Source organism: Nocardioides campestrisoli, assembly GCF_013624435.2.
Taxonomy (GTDB): Bacteria; Actinomycetota; Actinomycetes; order Propionibacteriales; family Nocardioidaceae; genus Nocardioides; species Nocardioides campestrisoli.
In genome coordinates this window covers 1,765,782-1,786,247 of record NZ_CP061768.1, presented here as the reverse complement: position 1 = coordinate 1,786,247, position 20,466 = coordinate 1,765,782, and the positions used below count along the sequence as shown (strand labels likewise).

The following is a 20,466-nucleotide window of genomic DNA, read 5'->3' as shown; positions in this document are numbered from 1 at the left end:
CGACAGGTCCCGAGAATGTCCTACGCAGAGCGCCCGCCAGCCCCCGGCGACGTCGACACGTCCGCCGACCCCGACTTCGAACGGGCGTGGGGTCGAGCGCAGGACGTCCCTGGCTGGCTCAAGCGGGGACAGGCCCGGATCCTGTGGGACGAGGCCCGTGCCCTGGGTCCCGGCGCCACCGTGCTCGAGATCGGCAGCCACCAGGGTCGATCCACGGTGATCCTGGGCGAGGCGCTGCGCGACAAGGACGGCACCGTGCTGGCGGTCGACCCGTTCGTGGAGGGCAAGCTGTTCGGCGGTCTCTCCACGCGGGAGAAGTTCGAGCGCAACATCGCCGCGAACGACCTCGGACAGGTGGTCGAGCTGGTCGCGGACTACAGCACCTCGCTGCGGCCCACCTGGGACCGGCCGTTCGACCTGCTCTACATCGACGGCAAGCACGACTACTGGACCCTCTCCGACGACCTGCGCTGGAGCACCCACCTCCCCGAGGGGGGTGGCATCGTGATCCACGACTGCTTCTCCTCGATCGGGGTCACGCTCGGCATCCTGCGCCACGTGCTCCTCTCCGACCGGATCGTCTACGAGCGGCGCAGCGACTCCCAGGCGCTCTTCCGGGTGGGCAGGCCCACCCCGGCGGACCGGCTCCGGATCCTCGCCGAGATGCCCTGGTGGATCCGCAACGTCTTCCTCAAGGTGCTGCTGCGGCTGCGGCTGCGGCCGATCGCGCGGGTGCTGGGGCACGACTCCCCGTACGACCCTTACTGAGTCGGGCCCGTACGACCCGTCCTCGTTCAGGACCGCGCCGCGAGCTCTTCGACGATCAGTCGGAGCAGCTCGCGGTGCTGCTCCTCGGTGAACTCCGCCCGGCGGGTGCGCAGGGTGAGCGTGGTCGTCTGCGCGGTGGAGACCACGCCGACGCCCACCGCCTGCGGTCCGCTGAGCGCCGGGAAGATCCCGGCGTGCCGGAGACCCTCGCCGTGCAGGATGCCGAGGTTGCTCAGCGTGGCCGTGTTGCCGAGCCGGTTGCGCAACAGCCGGGTGACGAGCGGCCCCACCCCACCGGCGCGGGTCTCGGGGAAGTCCGGCTCGGGGTGCAGATCGGCCAGCAGCGCGCGGACCTCCTGCTCCGGGGCGCCCGGGGCGAGCGGGACCCGGAGGTAGCCGGTCTGCCGGTTGGCCGCCAGCTCGCCGGCTCGGCGCCGCGACACCCCGAGGACCAGGATGACCCGGCCTCGTCCGACCCGCCCGCGTGGCCGCCAGCGGCCGAAGACGGTCGCCACGACGCTGCACATCCTGGCCGTGTCCGCACGGGTCCGGGTCACCGGGAGCACGTCCATCCGGTCGGGCTCCTCGACGGAGCCGTGCCGCCCAGGGACCCCGGCGAACCGGGCCGGAGGATGCATCAGCGCCTCCCACAGCCGGAGCACGCTCGAGGTGAGGAACGAGCGGGACGACGCCCGGTCCGCGACGCCGCGTGCCTCGGACCGCAGGTCGCGCTGCGCGACGGCCTCGGCGATCGCCAGCATGCCCAGTCCGTCGGTGACCCCGTGGTGCGCGGCGATGAACAGCTCGGTCCGGTCCGGCGACACCAGCAGCCGGACGAGACGTCCGTCCTCCCCGAACTCGCGCGAGGCGGCGTCCTCGCGCCGTGCCGCCCATGCCTCGGCCGCCACCTCGTCGAGGGCCGGTGGAGCGCCCAGCTGGGGGAACTCCGCGCACAGCCGGGTCAGACGCTCCTCGACCCCGACGAGGTCGAGCGGCTCGTCGAAGACCAGCTCCAGGGCGATCCCCCAGGCGGAGTGCGGGTCACCGTAGAGACCCACCACGTCGCGGGCCTGCTGGACCACCGAGGCGTCGGCGGGTGCGTCGTTGCGGGACATGCTGACAGGACCCACCTTTCGTCTCGCGGTCCCAGGGCCGGTCGAGTATGTCACGCGTCGACACGCTGCGGGCGAAGGTCTCAGTCGGCCACCCAGGCAGGGCCGGCGGTCCACTCCAGGACGCAGAGACCCACTCCCCCGTCGAGCTGGGCGAGGAGCGATCCGGCCTCGTCACCCAGTGGGAAGTAGGCGTCGCCGGTCCCTGGCTGGACCGTCAGCGAGCTGCTCGCGTCGCCGTGCTGCAACGTCAGGACCGTCTCCATCGAGGCCTGGTACCGCAGACGGGCCACCCGGACGATGCCGTCCCCGGCCGGCACCGCACCCAACGGCGTCGCCTGGCTGTCGTCGAGGCGCCAGCCGCAGCCCGGCTCGGGGCCGGGCACCACCGGGGCGCCCGGCAGGATCGCGAGGGGACGCAGCTGCCCCAGCGAGTCCACCAGGTGCGGGGCGACCGTCGGCCGCCCAACCTCGACGTCCGCGCCCACCGCGTCCAGGAGCCCCGCCAGGTCGACCCGCGCCCCGATGTCGGTCGGCGCGGGCGTGTTCAGCACGTCCTTGGTCGGATCCTGCTCGAGCTGTCCCAGCAGGCTCTGCACGAACGTCTTCGGGTACTCGTGCTGCACCGCCGGCACCATGCCGCGGGTGGTGACGTAGCAGCTGATCAGGATCACCACGACCACCCTGAGGGTCCCGGCAAGCTCCAGCCGGGGGCGCAGCCTCTGGGCCGCCGGACGCGTCGAGTCGTCGAAGAGCCCGCGGAAGGCGGCCGCGAACCCGATGGCCACCAGGGGCAGCGCGTCGGCGACGTAGCGGGGGTCGCGGGCCAGGAGCGTGAGCCAGTCCGCGCGGCCCAGGGCGAGCAGCGTCAGGTCGGCCACCACGTAGCCGACCGGAAGGGCCCACCCGAGCAAGGCCAGCCGACCGGTCACGGCCACGCTCACCCAGACCAGCGCCAGCAGCGCGATCAGCGCCGCCGTGGCCTCGAACCCGCTGGCCAGCGGATAGAGGGTGAGCTCGGCCCCGTCGGCGTGCCACGGGCCGCCGAACAGACCGGGGATCAGCATCCGGAAGACGGTCTGGTCGGCCAGCAGGCTCAGGTCCGGCTCCGAGTCGCCCTCACCGAGCACCGAGGAGGCGATGGAGGTGTAGATGACCAGGTAGACGGCGAAGACCGCGACGTGCCCGGCCCAGAGCCGCCAGGCGCGGCGCAGGTCCACCAGCCGGTCCCGCAGGCCCCCGCGGGAGATCACCAGCACCTGCACGGCCAGCAGGGTCGGCAGGATGAAGACCGCCTTCTCCCAGAAGACCAGGCCGAGGGCGTGCGCGAGCACCGAGACCACCGCCCAGCGCCGGGAGCCGGACTGCTGGGCCTTCGCCAGTCCAAGGATCGCCAGCAGCATGAAGCTCTGGAGCGGCAGCGTCTGGAGTGCAGCCGCCCACCAGGCCGACCAGCCCAGGCCCAAGGGGGTGAACAGGTAGACCGCGAACGGCACCAGGACGGCGGGAGACGTGCCGAACAACGTGCGCAGCACGACGAGGAGCAGGAGCGAGGCGATCCCCTGGAGCACCAGCACCGAGATGGTCGGCACCAGGAAGGTGTCGTCGACCGCGTGGGAGAGCAGCCAGATCAGGAAGTACTGCCCGACCTCGAGGTGGCCACCGTAGTCGCGGACCAGGTAGTCCCGGCTCAGGCCGAGGCTCCGGGCCAGGTGCAGGTGGTGGAAGTCGTCCTGGAAGTAGTACGACCCGGAGGCCGCCCAGCCGCGGATGACCAGCTGGATCGCGATCATCACCACGCCGATGCGCACGACGACCGGGAAACGCGACCGAGGGACGCCCCGCCGTCCCGGGCCCGGATCACCGGGGGTTGCGCGCTCCTCCCGAGCGGGCGAGAGCGGCTCCTCGAGCTGGACCATGTTCCTTCGTTTCCTCGTCGTTCGTCCCTGACGGCATGCCCAGGGTCAGCGGCGGTCCCGCGGACGCGGTCCTGGTGGGCGGATGACTAGTGTGCGCGGTGCTTGCCGATCCGCGCGGCGGGTGCGGGCACGACCTCGACCGGCTCAGCGTCCGACGGGGCCGGGTCCCGCGGGACGGGATCCAGCGAGGCCGCGTCGACGGGCCCGGCTGGAGCGGCGGCCATGGCTTCGGCGGGGGCTTCGACGAGGGCTTCGGCGGGGGATTCGGAGGCTGTGGCGGGGGCTGTCACGGGGACATCGGAGGCGACGACGGCCTCCGGAGCGGGCGTGGGCAGGGACTGGCTGTGGGACCAGGCGATCGCGGGCTTCTCGACCCACACCCAGGTGGCCGCCCCCAGGGCGCAGGAGACGGAGCCCACGACCACCAGCCAGGTAACCAGGCCCAGCACGCCGGAAGGGAAGGTGACCTCCTGCCACAGCAGCACGATCAGGGGCACGTGCCAGAGGTAGATGCCGTAGGACCAGCGTCCGGTCGCCTGCATCCAGCGCGTGCTCAGCAGCCGCATGAGCAGGGCTCCCGGAGGCGAGAAGAGCCCGGCGGCCAGCAGCACGAGCGCGAGGCCGCAGGCGAAGAGGTTGCGGAGAACCTGCTCCTGGAAGGTGAGCGTCACCAGGCCGGGCGGTCCGGCCAGGGGCGAGCAGGTCAGGACGAGCATCAGCACCGTGGCGGTGAGCAGGAGCCCGGGCATCCCCAGCACCCGGCGGGTCCTGGTCAGGGTGATGATCCCCTCCCGCTCGGCCTCCAGGGCCAGGCCGACCAGCGCGCCGAGACAGAAGCAGTACAGGTAGGACGGCAGCCACATGGGAGCGTCCTGCCACTCCTGCTCCCGGGCGTAGGCCCGGAAGAGGTGGGCGATCGGGAGGGAGGAGACCAGCAGCAGCGCCTGGACCCGGAACGAGGTCCTCCCGCCGCGCTCACCCACCAGCGCGTGGATGAGGAGCGCGATCACCGGGACCGCGACGTACCAGGTCAGCTCGGTGCCCATGCTCCAGGTCTGTTCCAGCCCCGGTGTGAGCCCGAAGAACTCCAGGCTGGAGACGAGGGTCAGGGTCTTGATCCAGTCCGCCGCGCCGGTGGGGACGGCGGGCTCGTGCAGGAGCATCCACACCAGCAGCACCACCCAGAAGGCGGGGAAGATGCGGGCGCCGCGGCGCACCGAGTAGGACCAGAGCTCCGGTTGGGTGCCGCGGCCGAGCAGCCACCGGGCGAACGGGCGGTACAGCAGGAAGCCCGAGAGCACGAACAGGGCGATGGGTCCGAAGGCGTGCACCCCGAACCACTCGTACTCCGTCCTGGCCGCCACGTGGAGCTGGACCACCGAGAGCGCGGCCAGTCCGCGGAGCCCGGTCAGGGCCGACAGGTGCCTGGGCCCTCCCTCGAGGGGCACTGCCTCGGCGCGTGACGGAGGAGGCTCGGGCGCTGGCACCGGCTCATTAAAGCAACAAGCCCGACCCCTGACCAGCAGTTCGGAAGAAGCGCTCCTCCGGGCGGTCCCCCGGCTTTTGCGGCCCACCCTCTACAGTCGCGGGGTGACTGGACTGATGGGGCGGGTCTCGACCCTGATGCGCAGCGGCGCTGGCATCGCGATCGCGATGGGCATCATGAACGTGGGTTCGTTCGGCTTCAACTTCGTGGCGCTCGCGCTGCTCGGCGTCGCCGAGTACAGCGGCGTCGCGGTGATGATGGGCCTGCTGCTCGTGCTCAGTGTCGCCTCCCTGGGGCTGCAGGCGACCGCGGCGAGACGGATCTCCTCAGACCCGGAGCACGTGGCCCAGATCGAGGCCGGGATCCTGCGGATCACCTACCGGATGGCCTTCGGCCTGGGCGCCCTGCTGCTCCTGCTGACCCCCGTGATCAACCGCGTGCTCGCGCTCGACGACATGGCCCTGGCGGCGCTCGCCGGTGTCGCCATCGTGCCGATGACCCTGGTGGGCGGCTACGCCGGCATCCTCCAGGGCGAGCGGCGCTGGCTCCCGCTGGGCATGCTCTACGTGGCCAGCGGCGTGCCCCGGCTGCTCGTGGCCGGAGTGATGCTCGCGGTTGCCCCCAGTGAGTTCGTGGCCATCCTGGCCGTGGCCCTGGCCGCGATCACGCCGGTGCTGGTGGGCGTCTACGCGCTGCGCCACGACCGGGTGCCGCACCAGCACACGGGTACGCACGCAGGCCGCGCGATCGCCCGCGAGACGCTGCACAACTCCCAGGTGCTGCTGGCCTTCCTGGCCCTGTCGAACGTCGACCTGATCGTGGCGCGCAACGTCCTGGGCGCCCACGACTCCGGCCTCTACGCCGGCGGCCTGGTGGTCACCAAGGCGATGATGTTCCTGCCGCAGTTCGTCGTGGTGGTCGCCTTCCCCGCGATGGCCTCGGCCGCCGAGCGGACCCGCGCGCTGGTCCGGAGCCTGAGCCTGATCACGGCGCTCGGGCTCGTCTGCGCCGTCGGCGCCTGGGTCGTCTCCCCGTTGGCCGAGCCGACCAAGTACGCCGAGATCGGCGGCCAGCTGTGGGTCTTCGCCCTGCTGGGCACCACGCTGGCGATGATCCAGCTGCTGGTCTACTCGATCCTGGCCCGCCAGGGTGAGCGCTCGGCCTCGCTGGTCTGGATCGCCCTGGTCGTGCTCGTCGCCGGCGGGCTGACGACGTCGAGCCTGGAGACCCTGCGCAACTGGGTCCTGCTGGTCGACGGCGTCCTGCTCGTCGTGCTGGTCGGTCTGGCCTACCGGCTGCTGCGTCGGGACGCCCGGCAGCCGGAGTCCACCACCGTCGGCTGACCGACCGGCACATCAACCTGCCGCCCGAGCGGCGGACTGAGCCGGACGGGCACACCCCGCGACGTCAGTGCGCCGCCTCGTGCCAGCTGCGACCCGTGCCGACGGAGACGTCGAGCGGCACCGCCAGCTCGGCCGCCCGGCCCATCTCCTCGCGGACCAGCTGCTCGAGCTGCTCGTCCTCTCCGGGCGCCACCTCGAGCACCAGCTCGTCGTGCACCTGCAGGAGCATCCGCGAGCGCAGCCCCCGGTCCGCGAGCGCGGAGTCGACGCCGCGCATGGCGACCTTGACCAGGTCGGCGGCCGAGCCCTGGATCGGGGCGTTCAGCGCCATCCGCTCGGCCATGTCGCGTCGCTGCCGGTTGTCGCTGGTCAGGTCCGGCAGGTAGCGACGCCGACCCATGATCGTCTCGGTGAACCCCGAGCGTCGCGCCTCGTCCACGATCCCGCCCAGGTAGTCGCGCACGCCGCCGAAGGTCTCGAAGTAGTCGTCCATCAGCACCCGCGCCTCCGACGGCTCGATCCGCAGCTGCTGGGCCAGGCCGTAGGCCGAGAGCCCGTAGGCGAGTCCGTAGTTCATCGCCTTGATCTTGGCCCGCATGCCGCCGTCGACCTGCTCGGCCGGGACCCCGAAGACCCGGCTGGCGGTGATGGAGTGGAAGTCCTGGCCCGAACGGAACGCCTCGATCAAGAGCTCGTCCTCGGAGAGGTGGGCCATGATCCGCATCTCGATCTGGCTGTAGTCGGCGGTCATCAGCCGCTCGTAGCCCGGACCGACCACGAACGCCTCCCGGATCCGACGACCCTCCTCGGTGCGCACCGGGATGTTCTGCAGGTTCGGGTCGGTGCTGGAGAGCCGTCCGGTCGCGGCGATGATCTGGTTGAACGTGGTGTGGATGCGACCGTCCGGCTGGACGGTCTTGAGCAGCCCCTCGACGGTCTGGCGCAGCCGGCTCACGTCGCGGTGCCGCAGCAGGGCGAGCAGGAACGGGTGCTCGGTCTTGACGAAGAGCTGCTGGAGCGCGTCGGCGTCGGTGGTGTAGCCCGTCTTGGTCTTCTTGGTCTTGGGCATGTTCAGCTCGTCGAAGAGCACCACCTGCAGCTGCTTGGGCGAGCCGAGGTTGATCTCCTTGCCGATGACCGAGAACGCCTCCTCGGCTGCCTTCTTCACCTCGCCGCCGAACTCCGACTCCAGCTCCTGGAGCCGGTCGAGGTCGACGCCGATGCCGGTGCGCTCCATCCGGGCCAGGATGTGCACCAGGGGCAGCTCGACCTGCGCCAGCAGCTCGGTCCCGCCGTGCTCGTCGACCGCGGAGTCGAGGGCCTCGGCCAGGTCGACCACGGCCCGGGCGCGCAGCATCGCGACCTCCGCGACCGCCTCGTCCTGGTCGAACAGTGCGCCCTGGCCGTCGTCGACCTCTTCGCGCAGCTCGCGGCGCAGGTAGCGCAGGGTCAGGTCGGCCAGGTCGTAGGAGCGCTGGTCGGGGCGGACCAGGTAGGCGGCCAGCGCGGTGTCGCTGAGCAGGCCCGCGAGCTCCCAGCCGTGCGCGGCCAGCGCCAGCATCGGCCCCTTGGCGTCGTGCATCACCTTGGAGCGCGCCGGGTCGGCGAGCCAGGCAGCCAGCGCCTGCTCGTCCTCGGGCGTCAGCTCCTCGACCGAGACGTACGCCGCGTGGTCGCCCTCGGTGGCCAGGGCCAGGCCCTCCACCCGCCCGGTGCCGGCACCCCAGGTGCCCCGGACGTAGAGGCCGACCGTGCCGGCGGCGTGCTGGGTCAGCCAGGGCGCCAGGGCGCCGGGTGCGAGCACCTCGCCGGTGACCTCGAAGCCCGGCCCCTCGACCTCCTCCTCCGAGGTGAGGGACTCGAAGAGCCGGTCGCGCAGCACCCGGAACTCCAGGCCGTCGAAGAGGGTGTGCACCTCCTGGCGGTCCCAGGGTCGGCGCAGCAGGTCGTCGGGCTGGTAGTCGAGGGCGAGGTCGCAGACCAGGGCGTTGAGCCGGCGGTTGCGCAGCACGTCGCCGAGGTGCGCGCGCAGGTTGTCGCCGGCCTTGCCCTTGATCTCGTCCGCCCGGGCGATCACGTTGTCGAGGCCGTCGTACTGGGCGATCCACTTGGCCGCGGTCTTGGGGCCCACGCCCGGGACGCCCGGCAGGTTGTCGGAGTCCTCCCCCACCAGTGCGGCGAGCTCGGGGTAGCGGTGCGGCGGCACGCCGTACTTGGTCTCCACCGCGTCGGGGGTCATCCGGGCCAGCTCGGAGACGCCGCGCATCGGGTAGAGCACCGTGGAGGTCTCCCCCACCAGCTGGAGGGAGTCGCGGTCACCGGTGAGGATCAGCACCTCCATGTCCTGGGCGACCGCCTGGGTGGCCAGCGTGGCGATGATGTCGTCGGCCTCGAAGCCGTCGACCTCGAGGTGGATGATGTGCAGCGCGTCCAGGACCTCCTGGATCAGCGGCAGCTGGCTCTTGAACTCGTCGGGCGTCTTGTTGCGCTTGGCCTTGTACTCCGCGTACTCCGCGAGCCGGAACGTCTGCCGGGAGCGGTCGAAGGCCACCGCCACGTGGGTGGGCTCCTCGTCGCGCAGGACGTTGATGAGCATCGAGGTGAACCCGTAGACCGCGTTGGTCGGCTGGCCGGTGGTGGTGGAGAAGTTCTCCACCGGCAGCGCGAAGAAGGCGCGGTAGGCCAGCGAGTGGCCGTCGAGCAGGAGGAGCCGGGGTCGGGAGGGCGTCGCAGTCACGACTCGACCCTATCCGCCGTCGCCGACGGCGCCGCGTCGGACAGAATGTCGCCATGAGCGACCACACCGAGACCACCTCGCCCGCCCCCTCCCCCACGCCCGCCCCCGACGCCCTGCTGGCGATGATGACCGAGCGCAGGGGCGACCTGGGCGAGAAGATGGGCATCGAGGTGCTGGAGATCTCCGCCGAGCGCGCGGTGGCCACGATGCCGGTCGAGGGCAACACCCAGCCCTTCGGCCTGCTGCACGGCGGCGCCTCGGTGGTGCTCGCCGAGTCCCTCGGCTCGATGGCCTCCGCGGTCCACGCCCACCCCGACCGGATCCCGGTGGGGGTGGACATCAACGCCACCCACCACCGGTCCGCCACCTCCGGGACGGTCACGGGAGTGGCCACCGCGATCCACCTGGGCCGGACCTCGACCTGCTACGAGATCGTGATCACCGACGAGCAGGGGCGCCGGCTGTGCACGTCGCGGATCACCTGCGCGCTGATCCCGGCCGACCGCCGTCCCTGATCCGGGGACGAGGGGTCAGGAGACCCGCTCGGCCCGGCGGACGCGGCGGGCTGCCAGGATCCGGTCCCGCTGACGACTCCCGTGCGGCCCGGCACGCTCCGGGCGCAGCACCGTCAGCCGGTGGCGCACGCTCTGGGTCGAGGCGATCCGCAGCGTCGCCCGGGCGCCCAGGGAGAGCCGGGCGAAGAACCGGTTGGCCTCCCTGGAGGCGGTGACCACGGCGGCGCCCACCAGCGCGACCTGCCGCTCCTCGGCGAAGACCACCGCCGCCTCCATGAGCGCGGTGCCCACCCCGTGGCGGCGGTGCTGCGGGTGCACGTGCGGCGCCACCGCGTAGACGACCGGCTCCCGGTTGACGGGAGAGAGCGTGGTCACCTGCAGGTGCACCACCCCGGCGACCGTGCCGTCCACCTCGGCCACCAGGACACGCTCGTCGGGGGTGGACGCCGCGGCCGCCAGGATCTGCAGCACGTCCGAGCGTCGCTGCTCCGCCGACCCGCGGCGCAACGAGTCGGTCCACAGCACCACGAGCTGCTCGACGTCGTCGGTCTGCGCAGGACGGATCGTCACGTTCACTCGACCCATGTGGGTCACCTCCGGACACGATGACTGCCAGGCGCCTTGTCCCCCGTGCGCCGCAGAGCACCATACCGGCTCGGGTCCGCCACCGGCAGAGGGAACCCGACCCCGGGGCCCGGTCCGCATAGCGGATGCGGACGTAACGGTTCGGCAACGACCCGGGTCGTGCGAGTCACGTCACACTCTCTGAGCCCTACCTTGACAGGGCTGAGCCCTACCCGCGGCCAAGCGCCGGGGGAAGACCACTTCTTTCGAACGAAAGGTTCACGACGTGAATCGATCCACAACAGCCTCCTGGCTCAAGGTGATGGCGGGCGCGGCAACGCTCTCGCTGGCCCTGACGGCCTGCGGCAGTGACAGCGACGACGGCGACACGGACGCGGGCAGCGAGTCCAGCGAGTCCCCCACGTCGGAGACCGTCACGTACACCAACGACGAGTGCTCGGGTGACACCACCAGCGCGGACACGTTCAAGGTGGGTGGGATCCTGCCGCTGACCGGCAACCTGGCCTACCTCGGCCCGCCGGAGATCGCGGGCGTCGGCCTGGCCGTCTCGGAGATCAACGAGGCCGGCGGCGTCGGCGGCGCGGACGCCTGCCACTTCGTCGAGGACTCCGGTGACTCCACCGACATGTCGATCTCGACCGCAGCAGCCCAGACCATGGTGGCCGAGAAGCCGTCCGTGGTCGTCGGCGCCGCGTCCTCGAGCGTGTCCCTCAACTTCGTGGACACCCTGACCGACAACAAGATCGTCCAGATCTCGCCGGCCAACACCGCGCTCGACCTGTCGGGCTACTCCGACTTCTACTTCCGCACCGCCCCGCCGGACACCATCCAGGGCAACGCGCTGGGCAACCTGATCGCTCAGGACGGCCACCAGCGACTGGCCTTCCTGGTGTTCAACGACACCTACGGCACCGGCCTGCGGAACGCGGTCGAGCAGACCTTCACCGACGCGGGCGGCGAGGTCGTCTACGGCGGCAAGGGCGACGGCGACGAGTTCCCCGCCGGCCAGACCACCTTCTCCTCCGAGGTGACGGCTGCACTCAACTCCTCGCCCGACGCGATCGTCATCCTGGCCTTCGACGAGACCAAGGCGATCGTGCCCGAGCTCGCGCAGCAGGGCTGGGACATGTCGAAGATCTACATGACCGACGGCAACACCGCCGACTACACCAAGGACTTCGAGGCGGGCACGCTCGAGGGCGCGCAGGGCACGATCCCCGGTGGCGACACCGCGCAGGAGTTCAAGGACAAGCTCGTCGCCTGGTACGACCAGGCCGAGAACGAGACCCTGACCGACTTCGCCTACGGCGCCGAGTCCTACGACGCCGTGATGCTGGCCGCCCTGGCCGCCGTCAAGGGCGGGGACACCACCCCGACCACCATCCAGAAGAACCTGCCGGCCGTCTCCGGCGCCACCGACGGCGAGGAGTGCACCACGTACGCCGACTGCGTCGAGCTCCTGGACGCCGGCGAGGAGATCAAGTACACCGGTCCTTCGGGCATCGGGCCGATCAACAAGGACAACGACCCGTCGTCCGCGTTCGTCGGGATCTACTCGTTCAACGGTGACAACAAGAACGAGCGCACCGGCACGGTCGAGGGCAAGATCTGACCGTCCTCGGACGCAGCACGACGAGAAGGCCCCGGACAAGCTGGTCCGGGGCCTTCCTCGTGTCACGGTCTTCGTGTTGTTGCAGTCTTCCGCTTGCTGGGTCGGTGCCGCTGTGCGGGTGGCTCAGGCGGGCGACTGGGTGGGGTCGCTCGGCGCCCCGTCCTTCTCCACGTCAGCGGCCAGGGTGCCCAGGTAGAGCTCGATCACCTTGGGATCGTTGGCCAGGTCCCGGCCGGTGCCGGTGTGGGCGTCCCGACCCTGGTCGAGGACGTAGCCGCGGTCGCAGATCTGCAGGCAGCGACGGGCGTTCTGCTCGACCATCACCACGCACACGCCGGTCTTGTTGATCATCCGGGTCCGCAGGAACGTCTCGTCCTGGCGTACCGGGGAGAGACCGGCCGACGGCTCGTCGAGCAGCAGCACCGAGGGCTCCATCATCAGGGCCCGGGCCATCGCCAGGGACTGGCGCTCGCCGCCCGACAGCGCTCCCGCACTCTGGTTGCGTCGGTCGTGCAGCACCGGGAAGAGGTCCCACATGGCCCGCAGACGCTCACCCACCTTCTTGGGGCGCAGGTACAGCCCCATCCGGAGGTTCTCCTCGATGGTCAGGCTGGGGAAGACGTTGTTGGTCTGCGGGACGAACCCGACCCCCATCTCCACCAGGCGGTTGGTCCGCGCGTTGGTGATGTCCTCCCCGTGCAGGCGCACAGTGCCCTCGTGCACGTTGACCAGGCCGAACATCGCCTTGAGGAGCGTCGACTTGCCGGCCCCGTTGGGGCCGATGATGCCGATCATCTCGCCCGGGTAGGCGGTCAGGCTGCAGCCGTTGAGGATGTTGACCCCGGGCAGGTAGCCCGCGACGATGTCCTGGGCCTCGACCACCGGGACCGCGCCCTGCGCCGGACCCTGTGCTGCTCCCTGTGGTGATCCCTGTGCGGACTGGCTCATCGGCCCTCTCCCGTCGTGGTCCCGGAGCCGGGCCGCGGCGCCGTCCCGGGGGCGTTCTCCTGGTCCTGCCGGGTCTCCTCGTGCTCGACCTCCCGGGCGATCTGAGACATGGTCGCGTCCGTGAGCAGCGAGTCGTCACCGAGGTCGGTGTCGTGGTGCGCTCCCAGGTAGGCGTCGATCACGGCCGGGTTGCTCATCACCTCGCCGGCCGCCCCCTCGGCGACGATCCGGCCCTCGGCCATCACCACCACCCAGTCGGAGATGTGCCGGACCATGTGCATGTCGTGCTCGACGAACAGGACCGTCATCCCCTCGTCGCGAAGGCTCTGGATGTGCCCGAGCAGTGACTGGGTCAGGGCCGGGTTCACCCCGGCCATCGGCTCGTCGAGCATGATCATCTTCGGGTCCGTCATCAGCGCCCGAGCCATCTCCAGCAGCTTGCGCTGCCCGCCCGAGAGACTGCCGGCGTAGTCGTCCTTCTTGTCCAGCAGCTTGAACCGCTGGAGGAGGTCCTTGGCCTTGGACTCGACCTCGTTCTCCTGCTTGCGCCACAACGGGGAGAGCCACGCCTTGAGCAGGTTCTCCCCCGCCTGGCCGGTGGCCCCCAGCATCATGTTGTCCAGCACCGTCATCCGGTTCAGGGCCTTGGTGAGCTGGAAGGTCCGCACCATGCCGGCCTGGGCGACCTTGGCCGGCGACGTCTTGTCCAGGGTCGCCCCGTCGAAGGACCAGTGGGCGCCGTTGCGGGCCGAGGAGGGCTTGTCGAACCCGGTGATCAGGTTGAAGAACGTGGTCTTGCCGGCCCCGTTGGGGCCGATCAGGGCGGTGATCACCCCACGCTGCACCTCGAGGTGGTCCACGTCCACGGCGGTCATCCCGCCGAAGCTCCGCACGATCCGGTCGACCTTGAGGATCGGGTCCGGCTTGGCCGACCCCGGCGCGGCCTCGACCTGGGCCATCAGCGCGCGGCGCTGCTCCGGGTCCGCACTGTCGAACCGGGTGGTCCCGGCGGTCGTCTCAGACATTGAACCGCAACTCCCTCTTGTCGCCGAGGATCCCTTGTGGTCGGAAGATCACCAGCAGCATCAGCGCGACGCCGACCACGATCCAGGAGAACTGCTCGGTCTGCTGGCTGTTCATCAGGCTGTTGGGGACCAGCACGTCGGCGGTGCCCTTGATGAAGATGCGGACCACGAAGAACAGGATCGACCCGAGGACGGGCCCGAAGATCGTCGCGGCGCCGCCCAGCAGCAGGGCGGTCCAGGCGAAGAAGGTCAGGGCGCGGCCCATCGAGTCCGGCTGCACCGACGACGGCAGGACGTAGATGATCCCGCCCAGCGCGCCGAGCACGCCGCCGATCACCAGGGCCTGCATCTTCACCGCGAAGGCGTTCTTGCCCAGGCTGAGGATCGCCATCTCGTCCTCACGGATCCCGCGGAGCAGCCTCCCCCAGGGGCTGCGGACCAGCAGGTAGATCGCCAGCACGCACAGCCCCACCAGGGTCCAGGCCACGAACCTGACCCACCACCCGTTGACACCCGTCATCTGGTAGCTCAGGAAGCCGATGCTGGCGTCACCGGAGCCGAAGAACGACAGGTCGGTGAACGGGTCGCGGTAGGTCTTGCCCTGGATCCCCTGGGCGGCGCCGGTGAAGTCCGTCAGCAGCGCCGAGCGACCGACGTAGCGGATGATCTCCGCCGCCGAGATGGTCACGATGGCGAGGTAGTCACCGCGCAGCTTCAGGGTCGGCAGCCCGAGGATCAGGGCGAAGACGACCGCGGCCATCAGGCCGATGAGGACCGCCGGGACCAGAGGCACGTCGTACCGCACCGAGATCGCGAACCCGTAGGCGCCCAGCAGCATGAAGCCGGCCTGGCCGATGTTGAGCAGCCCGGTGAAGCCGAAGTGCACGTTGAGCCCGATGACGGCGATCGCCACCGCGGCGGTCTGCGGCGAGATCGCCTCGCGCATCATCGCCCGGGCGATGGAGCCTGCCTCCCCGGGAACGAACTGCCCGACCAGCCACAGCAGGACCAGCCCGCCGATCATGCCCAGCGCGATGACGACGCCCCGACGGAGCTTGGCGGACCCGGACTCGTCCGGCGGCGCCTCCGCCAGCGTGGCGGCTTCTGCATCCATGGTCATGGGGTTCCCCTTCTACCCGACCCGCTCAGCCTTGCCGAGCAGGCCCTGGGGCCGCACCAGCAGGAGCAGGATGAGGATGAGCATCGCGGTCGCGTACTTGAAGTCGCCCGGCATGCCGAAGACCGGCGAGAGCTCGACGACCATGCCGATGATGAGCGCGCCGAGGAGGGCACCGAAGGCGGTGCCGAGACCGCCCAGGGTGACCGCGGCGAAGAGCAGCAGGAGGATCTGCATCCCGGAGTCCCACTTGATGCCGTTGGTCACCAGCGCGTAGAGGATGCCGGAGAGGCCGGCCAGGCCGGTGGCCACGGTCCAGACCAGGCGCACCACCTTGTCCACGTCGATGCCCGAGGCCGCCGCGAGGGCGGGGTTGTCGGAGACCGCGCGCGTCGCCCGGCCCACCCGGGTGCGGAGCAGCGCGTAGCCCACCGCCGCCAGGACGATGACCGAGATCGCCATCGCGACCAGGGACTGGTAGGTGATGGTGATCGGGCCGAACTCGGCCACGTCCGGGTTGTCCTGCACGACCCGCACCGTGCGCGCCCCGACGAAGTACTGGAAGGCGTACTGAGCGGCGAGGGCCAGACCGATCGTGACGATCATCATCTGGGTGAGCCCGAGGCCGCGGCGGCGCAGGGGCTGCCACATCAGCCGGTCCTGGGTCCAGCCGGTCATCGCACAGATCACCACGGTGATCGCGCCACCGAGCCAGAGGTTCAGCCCCGCGACGTTGACCAGCCCGTAGGCGACCATGCCGCCCAGGGTCACCTGCTCGGCGTGGGAGAAGCTGGAGAGCCGGGTGGTGCCGTAGATCAGCGAGAGGCCGACCGCGGCGAGCGCCAGCAGCAGCCCCAGGCGCAGGCCGTTGACCGCGCTCTGGGCGAGGTACTCGGTGAAGCTGCGCTCGGAGCTGAAGCTGTCGGTCCGGACCGGGATCAGCCCCGGGATGGTGGCGCCGAAGCGGGCCTGGACGGTGACGACCTCCTCACCGGTGGTCGCCACGTCGTCCGGGAGCGTCTCGGGGTCGACCTGGAGCGTCCAGGGACCCTCCTCCTCCGCGGTCAGGTTCCACTTGCCCTGCTCGTTGGTGGTGAGGACGGTCTCCTCGCCCGACGGGCTGGTCACCTTGATGTCCACCTCGGGGACGACGCCCTCCTCGGTGCGCAGCGTCCCGCCGAGGCAGCCGGTGCTCTCGCTCGGCATGCACAGGACCGGCACCGAGGCCTGCACGGCCGGCGCGAGCATCCACATGATGCCCGCGACGAGCGCGACCATCAGCAGTTGCACGCTGCGCGGGGCACGACGGCGTTCCCCTGGCAGTTCTTGGCGAACCTTCACTCGGATCCTCCCACCCGTCTGCACGCCCGCCCGGACGCACACGGCAGTGTAGGTGTGACCTGCGTCGCTGGGGAGGGCGCCCGGTGTCCGAACGCCGAGTGATGCCAAACGGTGACCTTTCGGCCGGGTCTCAGGACCCCTGGGCGATTCCCGGTCCGTGGGTCACCACGCCGTCCGCCACCTGCCGCATGGAGAGCCTCAGGTCCATGGCGGTCTTCTGGATCCAGCGGAAGGCCTCCGGCTCGGTGATCCCGAGCTCGGACTGGAGCACGCCCTTGGCCCGGTCCATCGCCTTGCGGGTGGCCAGCCGTTCCGTCAGGTCCCCGACCTCGGCCTCCAGGCTGCGGACCTCGGCGAACCGGCTGACCGCCATCTCGATCGCCGGCACCAGGTCGGTCTTGCTGAACGGCTTGACCAGGTAGGCCATCGCCCCGGCGTCGCGGGCCCGCTCGACCAGGTCGCGCTGGGAGAAGGCGGTGAGGATGACCACGGGACAGATGCGCTGACCGGCGATCCGCTCGGCCGCCGCGATCCCGTCCAGGACGGGCATCTTCACGTCCAGGATGACCAGGTCGGGGCGCAGCTCCTCGGCCAGCTCGACCGCACGCTCGCCGTCGCCCGCCTGGCCGACCACCTCGTAGCCCTCCTCGGTGAGCATCTCAGCGAGGTCCATGCGGATGAGCGCCTCGTCCTCGGCGATCACGACGCGGGGCGTGGGGCGGGGCTGGGTGGCGTTCACGAGCAGAGATTAACCCCTCCCCCGACCCCCGGTGCGCACCCGTGGGTCCGGTACGTTGTCGCCCTGTCGCCCCGGTATCCCAACCGGTAGAGGAAGCGGTCTCAAACACCGTCCAGTGTGGGTTCGAATCCCACCCGGGGCACTCAGCGGTCGCGCATCCGCCGGTAGGCCGGAGCCACGCCGTTGATCGCGTCGCCGATGCGGTGGATCCGCAGGGCGTTGGTCGACCCGGGGATGCCGGGCGGGCTGCCGCCGATGATCACGACCTGCTCCCCCACCTCGAGGCGGCCGATGTCGAGCAGCGCCTCGTCGACCTGGCGCACCATCTCGTCGGTGTGCTCCACGTCCTCGGTCTTGAACGCCTCCACGCCCCAGGTCAGGGCCAGGCGCGAACGGGTGCTGGCGTGCGGGGTGAAGGCGAGCACCGGGATCTCCCCGCGCAGGCGCGCGAGACGGCGCGCGGAGTCCCCGCTCTGGGTGAAGGCGATCAGGTACGGCGCACCCACGCGCTCGGCGACCTCGGCCGCGGCCTTCGCGATGATCCCGCCCCGGGTGCGGGGGTGCCAGGTCATCGGCGCCATCCGCGCCATGCCGTGCTGCTCGGTGGTCTCCACGATCCTGGCCATGGTGCGCACGGTCTCCACCGCGTACTGCCCCACGCTCGTCTCGCCGGAGAGCATCACCGCGTCCGCGCCGTCCAGGACGGCGTTGGCCACGTCGGAGGCCTCGGCCCGGGTGGGGGCCGGCGCGCTGATCATCGACTCCAGCATCTGGGTGGCCACGATAACCGGCTTGGCGTGCCGTCGCGCACGCTCGACCAGGTCCTTCTGCAGCAGCGGCACCAGCTCCAGCGGGCACTCGACCCCAAGGTCGCCGCGGGCGACCATGAAGCCGTCGAAGGCGTCGACGATCGCCTCGAGGTTCTCGATGGCCTGCGGCTTCTCGATCTTGGCCAGCGTCGGCACGGTGCGACCCACTTCGTCCATCACCGCGCGGACGTCGTCGAAGTCCGCAGCGGAGCGAACGAAGGAGAGGGCGACGAAGTCCACGCCCTGGCGCAGGGCCCAGCGCAGGTCGTCGCGGTCCTTCTCGCTCAGCGCCGGCACCGAGACCGCGACGCCCGGCAGGTTGATCCCCTTGTGGTCCGAGACGCGGCCGCCGACCACGACCCGGGTGTGCACGTCGGGGCCGTCCACCTTCTCCACGACCAGCCGGACCTTGCCGTCGTTGATCAGGATCGGGTCGCCCTCGGCGACGTCCCCGGGCAGTCCCTTGTACGTCGTGCCGCACTCGTGGGCGTCACCCGGGACGTCCCGGGTGGTGATGACCCAGGGCTGCCCCTCCTCCAGCTCCACCGGGCCGCCCGCGAAGCGCTCCAGCCGGATCTTCGGTCCCTGCAGGTCGGCCAGGATGCCGACCCCGCGACCCGAGGCGTCGCTCGCGTCGCGGACCATCCGGTACATCCGCGCGTGGTCCTCGTAGGAGCCGTGACTCATGTTGAGCCGAGCGACGTCCATCCCCGCGTCCACCAGGGCGCGGATCTTCTCGGGAGAGGCCACGGCGGGCCCCAGGGTGCAGACGATCTTCGCTTTTCGCACGTCCCCGAGCCTACCCCTTGAACGATCCAAAACCAGGCCCGCACGCCGCCGCCCTGGTGAAGCGCGACACCCCGGGCGCCAGGGCGTCCGGGGTGTCGCGGGGGTTGCAGGTGCTGCCGGGCAGGCTCAGACCACGAGCGGGCGCGCCGTCGGCGGGATCGGCGACGGCAGAGCCGTCGACCCGGTGAGGTACTCGTCGACCGCCGCAGCGGCCGCCCGGCCCTCCGCGATCGCCCAGACGATCAGGGACTGACCGCGACCGGCGTCACCGGCCGCGAAGACCCCGGGGACGGAGGTGGCGTAGTGCTTGTCCCGCGCCACGTTGCCGCGCTCGTCGAGGTCCAGACCCAGCTGCTCGACCAGTCCCTCGCGCTGGGGGCCGGTGAAGCCCATGGCCAGCAGCACCAGGTCGGCCGGGATCTCCCGCTCCGTGCCCGGCACGGGGGCGAAGGAGGCGTCGACCTCGACCAGGCGCAGGGCCCGGACCCGGCCCTCCTCGTCGCCGACGAACTCCTGGGTGGAGACGGCGTACATCCGCTCCCCGCCCTCCTCGTGCGCCGAGGAGACCCGGAAGGTCATCGGGTACGTCGGCCACGGCTGGTTCTCGGGCCGCTCCACCGGAGGCTGGGCGAGGATCTCCAGCTGGGTGATGCTGGCCGCGCCGTGCCGGATCGAGGTGCCGAGGCAGTCCGCGCCCGTGTCGCCACCGCCGATGATCACCACGTGCTTGCCGTCGGCGCGGATCTGGTCCGGCACCTCGTCGCCGAGCGCCACCCGGTTGGCCTGGGGCAGGAACTCCATCGCCTGGTGGATCCCGGCCAGCTCCCGCCCCGGGACGGGCAGGTCGCGGGGCAGGGTCGACCCGGTGGCGATCACCACCGCGTCGTAGCGCTCGCGCAGCCGGGAGCCGGGCAGCGCGGAGCCGCCCACGTCGACGCCGGTGCGGAAGATGGTGCCCTCGCGGCGCATCTGGTCCAGCCTGCGGTCCAGGTGCTTCTTCTCCATCTTGAACTCGGGGATGCCGTAGCGCAGCAGTCCCCCGGCCCGGTCGTCACGCTCGTAGACCGCGACGGTGTGGCCGGCCCGGGTGAGCTGCTGGGCGGCGGCGAGCCCGGCGGGACCGGACCCGATCACCGCCACCGTGCGGCCCGAGAGCCACTCCGGCGGCTGGGGCCGGACGTAGCCGGACTCCCAGGCCCGGTCGATGATGGAGACCTCGACGTTCTTGATCGTCACCGCGTCCTGGTTGATCCCCAGCACGCAGGCGGTCTCGCACGGCGCCGGGCAGAGCCTCCCGGTGAACTCCGGGAAGTTGTTCGTCGCGTGCAGCCGGTCCATCGCGCCGTCCCAGTCGTCGCGCCAGACCAGGTCGTTCCACTCCGGGATGATGTTGCCCAGCGGGCAGCCCTGGTGGCAGAACGGGATGCCGCAGTCCATGCAGCGCCCGGCCTGGGTGTTGATGATCGGCAGCAGGGCGCGGCCGATGCCGTCGGGGTAGACCTCGTTCCAGTCCTTGACCCTCTCTTCCACGACCCGGCGGGTGGCGACCTGCCGTCCGTGCTTGAGGAATCCCTTGGGGTCAGCCATTGTGCGTCACCTCGTCCGTGGATGAGCGGCGGAG

General features: G+C 71.0%; 16 protein-coding genes and 1 tRNA gene. 5 read left to right on the top strand and 12 right to left on the bottom strand.

Going from position 1 to position 20,466, the window contains the following annotated elements; genetic code table 11:
* Positions 1-15 precede the first annotated feature (15 nt).
* The gene (locus tag H8838_RS08555) at positions 16-768 is read left to right on the top strand and encodes a class I SAM-dependent methyltransferase (protein ID WP_185994868.1); all 753 of its coding nucleotides are present in this window, start codon (positions 16-18) and stop codon (positions 766-768) included.
* A gap of 26 nt (positions 769-794) precedes the next feature.
* On the opposite strand, the gene H8838_RS08550 is transcribed toward H8838_RS08555, so the two are convergent.
* The 3 genes from H8838_RS08550 to H8838_RS08540 form a co-directional block, all read right to left on the bottom strand.
* Positions 795-1,883, bottom strand: coding sequence for a hypothetical protein (locus H8838_RS08550; RefSeq protein WP_181310689.1), 1,089 nt, complete (start codon positions 1,881-1,883; stop codon positions 795-797).
* An 80-nt stretch (positions 1,884-1,963) separates the two neighbouring features.
* Positions 1,964-3,799 (bottom strand): hypothetical protein, encoded by a 1,836-nt coding sequence (locus H8838_RS08545; protein ID WP_181310688.1) that lies wholly within the window; start codon positions 3,797-3,799, stop codon positions 1,964-1,966.
* 86 nt (positions 3,800-3,885) lie between these two features.
* Positions 3,886-5,247, bottom strand: a complete 1,362-nt coding sequence (locus tag H8838_RS08540) for an acyltransferase family protein (RefSeq protein WP_181310687.1) — start codon at positions 5,245-5,247, stop codon at positions 3,886-3,888.
* A 142-nt stretch (positions 5,248-5,389) separates the two neighbouring features.
* Between H8838_RS08540 and H8838_RS08535 the strand changes: the two genes are divergently transcribed.
* A complete protein-coding gene (locus H8838_RS08535; protein ID WP_185994869.1) occupies positions 5,390-6,628 on the top strand; it encodes a polysaccharide biosynthesis protein in 1,239 nt (412 codons plus the stop codon).
* 64 nt (positions 6,629-6,692) lie between these two features.
* Here the strand turns inward: H8838_RS08535 and polA are convergent, their stop codons facing one another.
* Positions 6,693-9,365 (bottom strand): DNA polymerase I, encoded by a 2,673-nt coding sequence (gene polA, locus H8838_RS08530; RefSeq protein WP_185994870.1) that lies wholly within the window; start codon positions 9,363-9,365, stop codon positions 6,693-6,695.
* Between the two features lie 53 nt (positions 9,366-9,418).
* On the opposite strand from polA, the gene H8838_RS08525 reads away from it, so the two are divergent.
* The gene (locus tag H8838_RS08525; RefSeq protein ID WP_181310684.1) at positions 9,419-9,880 is read left to right on the top strand and encodes a hotdog fold thioesterase; all 462 of its coding nucleotides are present in this window, start codon (positions 9,419-9,421) and stop codon (positions 9,878-9,880) included.
* A gap of 15 nt (positions 9,881-9,895) precedes the next feature.
* On the opposite strand, the gene H8838_RS08520 is transcribed toward H8838_RS08525, so the two are convergent.
* A complete protein-coding gene (locus H8838_RS08520) occupies positions 9,896-10,465 on the bottom strand; it encodes a GNAT family N-acetyltransferase (RefSeq protein WP_181310683.1) in 570 nt (189 codons plus the stop codon).
* 265 nt (positions 10,466-10,730) lie between these two features.
* Here H8838_RS08520 and H8838_RS08515 point away from each other — a divergent pair, with 265 nt between their 5' ends.
* Positions 10,731-12,077: an ABC transporter substrate-binding protein gene (locus tag H8838_RS08515; RefSeq protein WP_219924003.1), complete on the top strand. Its 1,347-nt coding sequence runs from the start codon at positions 10,731-10,733 to the stop codon at positions 12,075-12,077.
* Between the two features lie 123 nt (positions 12,078-12,200).
* Here the strand turns inward: H8838_RS08515 and H8838_RS08510 are convergent, their stop codons facing one another.
* The 5 genes from H8838_RS08510 to H8838_RS08490 all read right to left on the bottom strand — a co-directional run bounded on the left by H8838_RS08510 (position 12,201) and on the right by H8838_RS08490 (position 17,247).
* Positions 12,201-13,025, bottom strand: a complete 825-nt coding sequence (locus tag H8838_RS08510; protein ID WP_181310682.1) for an ABC transporter ATP-binding protein — start codon at positions 13,023-13,025, stop codon at positions 12,201-12,203.
* Entirely contained in the window at positions 13,022-14,050 is a 1,029-nt protein-coding gene (locus H8838_RS08505; RefSeq protein ID WP_181310681.1) for an ABC transporter ATP-binding protein, read from the bottom strand. Before H8838_RS08505 ends, H8838_RS08510 begins: the two co-directional genes overlap by 4 nt.
* Complete coding sequence (locus H8838_RS08500) at positions 14,043-15,170, bottom strand: branched-chain amino acid ABC transporter permease (RefSeq protein ID WP_219924002.1); 1,128 nt, start codon at positions 15,168-15,170, stop codon at positions 14,043-14,045. Before H8838_RS08500 ends, H8838_RS08505 begins: the two co-directional genes overlap by 8 nt.
* Positions 15,171-15,182: 12 nt before the next feature.
* Positions 15,183-16,445, bottom strand: a complete 1,263-nt coding sequence (locus H8838_RS08495) for a branched-chain amino acid ABC transporter permease (RefSeq protein ID WP_219924001.1) — start codon at positions 16,443-16,445, stop codon at positions 15,183-15,185.
* 193 nt (positions 16,446-16,638) lie between these two features.
* On the bottom strand, positions 16,639-17,247 hold the full coding sequence (locus H8838_RS08490; protein ID WP_224766479.1) for an ANTAR domain-containing response regulator: 609 nt from the start codon (positions 17,245-17,247) through the stop codon (positions 16,639-16,641).
* A gap of 68 nt (positions 17,248-17,315) precedes the next feature.
* Here H8838_RS08490 and H8838_RS08485 point away from each other — a divergent pair.
* A tRNA-Leu gene (locus H8838_RS08485) sits at positions 17,316-17,389 on the top strand.
* 1 nt (position 17,390) lies between these two features.
* Here H8838_RS08485 and pyk read toward each other — a convergent pair.
* Positions 17,391-18,845: a pyruvate kinase gene (gene pyk / locus H8838_RS08480; RefSeq protein ID WP_181310680.1), complete on the bottom strand. Its 1,455-nt coding sequence runs from the start codon at positions 18,843-18,845 to the stop codon at positions 17,391-17,393.
* A gap of 126 nt (positions 18,846-18,971) precedes the next feature.
* Positions 18,972-20,432, bottom strand: coding sequence for a glutamate synthase subunit beta (locus H8838_RS08475; protein ID WP_185994871.1), 1,461 nt, complete (start codon positions 20,430-20,432; stop codon positions 18,972-18,974).
* Positions 20,433-20,466: the final 34 nt, after the last annotated feature.